At 54.0% G+C, this 3,089-nt stretch carries 3 protein-coding genes; all 3 read right to left on the bottom strand.

The genetic code is table 11. The annotated features are described in order from the left end of the window. On the bottom strand, positions 1-736 hold a 736-nt coding region (locus NLX71_RS26095; RefSeq protein ID WP_254366721.1), incomplete at its 3' end, for an ExeA family protein. Further along, complete coding sequence (locus tag NLX71_RS26090) at positions 733-2,028, bottom strand: DDE-type integrase/transposase/recombinase (RefSeq protein WP_254366719.1); 1,296 nt, start codon at positions 2,026-2,028, stop codon at positions 733-735. The genes NLX71_RS26090 and NLX71_RS26095, both read right to left, overlap by 4 nt. Positions 2,029-2,295: 267 nt before the next feature. Beyond that, positions 2,296-2,844: a DUF6431 domain-containing protein gene (locus tag NLX71_RS27245; RefSeq protein WP_375377977.1), complete on the bottom strand. Its 549-nt coding sequence runs from the start codon at positions 2,842-2,844 to the stop codon at positions 2,296-2,298. Positions 2,845-3,089 lie beyond the last annotated feature (245 nt).

The raw sequence follows: 3,089 nt of genomic DNA, 5'->3' as shown, positions 1-3,089 counted from the left end.
GTACAGCGTCAAGCAAGGCGGCTGTGCAAACATTGTTCATCTCGCGGCAAATGCCACGTGTGTGCGCATAAATTGCATCCATCGCCTCGGTTGTAAAAATCGGATGGGTACTGCCCGCAACCTCAAGCTGGTGCGAGATATAGTCCCGGCTCTCCGCAAGCGACAAGCCTTCCAAATGAAATCTCACATTCATTCGCTGTGTAATCGGCTTAAATACCCGAAGCTGCAACGTGGCCTGCAACTCCGGCTGACCCATCAAGAGAAGAGCCAGCGGCGAAACGGAATCCATCTGGAAGTTCGTAAGAAACCGAATTTCCTGCAGCATGTCACCGGAAAGCAAGTGTGCTTCATCTACAACAATGACGGCTACCTTCCGCTGGTTCTCGTACAGATCCCACACGAGATGCTGGAACTGCCGTTTGGCCTCGCTGCGGAGAAATTTAGGCGGCAGCCCAAAATGGTGAAGCAGCTCGCGGTAAAAATCGCGCGGTTTCAAATTCGCATCGGACACATACATGAATCGGTATTTGTTCGCATCCAACTGGTCCTTTAAGGAACGAATGGCGGTCGACTTGCCCGTGCCAATCTCACCGGTCACGCAGCCAATCGACCGTGTCATGACCATGTACTGCAGGCGGGCCACGCACTCCTCAAACCGCTTCGAGCGGTGCAGATGCCGGGTTTCAATCTCTCTCGTAAACGGGGTTCGCTCCCAGCCGAAGAAACTCCGAATCATGGGTGCTTCACCTCTTTCATGGCCAGAGAGAGCTCTGCGGCTTGCCTCTGACGGAGCTGCCGGTTATGCTCCTCTGCAAGTAGTTCCACATAGTTGAGCCCTGTCTTAGGTGGCTGTTGCTCGTTTGCCGCGGCTTCCGCCGGTTTCCTCTTTTGCCTGGGATCACGTAGCACCAGCGGTTTGGCGTCAGCGAATCGAACGCCATCCTTCCAAACCTGAATCAAGCTCAAATCGTGAGGATCGAATCGCACTTGAACCTGCGAGCTAGCAAGCTTCGCCTCTACCTCGTAGGTTGTGCCGAGCAATGAAATGCAGCCCGTCTTGTCGGCCTTTCGCGACTCCTCGAGCAGGAAGACTTCCGCGAGCTCATGCGGGGGCATCGTGCGAATCGGGTGCTCGTCCTTCTGGTAGCGGTCAATCGGACGCTGTTTAAAGCTGTTATGGACCTTCTGGTGGTAGGCGACCTCAAGCCAAGCAGCGAAGAAGCGGTTCAAGTCGGTGAGCGTCTGGATCTTCCCTTGCTCGATGAGATCGTACGCCTCCGGCACAAAGCTCTGGTCAACGAACCGAAAAAACTTTTCCTGCTTCCCGCGTCCTTGCGGACGCCCAGGGCGAGTGTGCTTAAGCTCGGTTCCTAGCCGTCCGCAGATCCGCTTAAAGTGGTGTGAGGAATAGATGGCTCCGTTATCGACGTAGATCATTTCGGGTACGCCATGCTTCAGAATTGCTTTTTTAAGGCAGTCTTCGAGCCGGGCTATCCGTTCTTCAAAGTAAAACTGGCCGTGCACGCACAGGCGCGAATAATCGTCGATGAAGATCACCAAGTAAGCCATCGCTTTCTTTCCGGGTTTATCCGGGTGAGGCAGGTACAGCGTATGCTGGACATCGCCTTGCCACACACTGTTGCGGTGTACGGCCTCGAATCGGCGGAATTCACTCCAGCCCGTCGTCAGAAGCGCTTTGCGCGTCATGCCGCGACGGCGCAGCTGTTTACTCAGTGTACTCTCCTTGAGCACGCCGGAATCCACATATTGGGCAAGCTCAAGGATGGCAATAATCTGCCGGACGCTGCGTCCGGGCTGTTCTTGCTTTAAGGCGATCGCTTTGGCGAGTACATCATCCGAAATGTCACGCGCCTGTAGTTTGTCCGCTCGAGGTGAAGGCAGAAGGGCCTCCCAGCCGCCGCTTCGGTATGCCTGCACGTAGCGCTCTAGCGTCCGTAAGCTAATCTGTTTTTGCTCGCCCGTGGGTGTTTCATAGACGTGGCTCACAATGTCTCGCATCCGTGCCATCTGTTCGCCAGCTTCCAGTTTCCGGCTGACCAGTGGCGCGATGAGACCGTAGCGGAAGTTGGCCATCTGCTGTCGTTCTTGTTCATTCATTTGAATAGGACTCCTCTCCGTTCATCTTCCGGGAGTATCTCACAACGTCCTGCTGCTTGGGGAGGAGGCATATCTTGTGGGAATCGGGGTCAATCGACATGTTCAGAGGGGATGAGCCACCAATCGAGGCGGCGATTGGGGTTTGCCGACATCGGTAACGGGAGGAATGAGGACGCATTACAATTGCGCGGCTACCGGTAATCGCACGTTCAGAAACGTCCAATAGCCCCGTCGCCATGGCTTGACGGGGCAGGAAATACGTAACAGTTTTTGCAGCCAATTCAACGTGTCCGCAGGCCCTGGATTTATCTTCTCCGGATACATGCCAAGTAGATCCCCGTCATAGCCCGAGCGGGTTAATTGACCGGCAAGCCACATTGTTGCGGAAGATGCCCTTTGTTCATAGCGTTTCCGCCATCGTTTTAGTGTTCGTCGGCTACAGCGAACAGCTGGAGAAGCAGTGCTTGTTTGGACTTCACGCCAAGTAAATCCCTTCTGTCGACGAAGCATCGCCGCTTCTCGGACCCAAGTCGCACAGCGGGCCCAGGGGATTAGGAAATCCGGGAGCAGAGAAACGGTGGTTCCACAGTTCGGGCAATATTGGCGGTAGATCGGGATACGCAACATCTCTCGCTTGGTTGTCACCGACCGGTAGTAACGTCCGTGCTTATGCAGACGACAGCCGCAATTCTCACAATCTAGAAGCACATCTGGCGGACGGTCCATGTAGATTCGCAAATAAGCCTTGCAAGAATGGCCGAAATGAAGTATTTTGGACATGTTGTTGGTAATGCTCCCGGGGTTCCTCGCCAAAGGTTCGGGAGCATTCCTTTTTTTATTTTAAAATAGCCTAATCCCCCGTCATTGTACAGAAGGGATTAGGCTATTTTCGGTAGTATATGAATTGTTGCACCGCCTGTTGTATTGGCGAAAACCACTCTTTTCTCCGCCAAATAGTGAGGCGGCGAACA

The organism is Paenibacillus sp. MZ04-78.2 (genome assembly GCF_024213375.1).
Classification (GTDB): domain Bacteria; phylum Bacillota; class Bacilli; order Paenibacillales; family NBRC-103111; genus Paenibacillus_G.
The sequence above is the reverse complement of the archived record's forward strand: the minus strand, read 5'-3'. Positions and strand labels throughout refer to the sequence as shown.

Excerpts from the sequence above, each read along its gene's own strand:
- NLX71_RS26090 (WP_254366719.1), bottom strand. The coding sequence starts at position 2,028 with ATGGCACGGATGCGAGACATTGTGAGCCACGTCTATGAAACACCCACG.
- NLX71_RS27245 (WP_375377977.1), bottom strand. The coding sequence starts at position 2,844 with ATGGACCGTCCGCCAGATGTGCTTCTAGATTGTGAGAATTGCGGCTGT.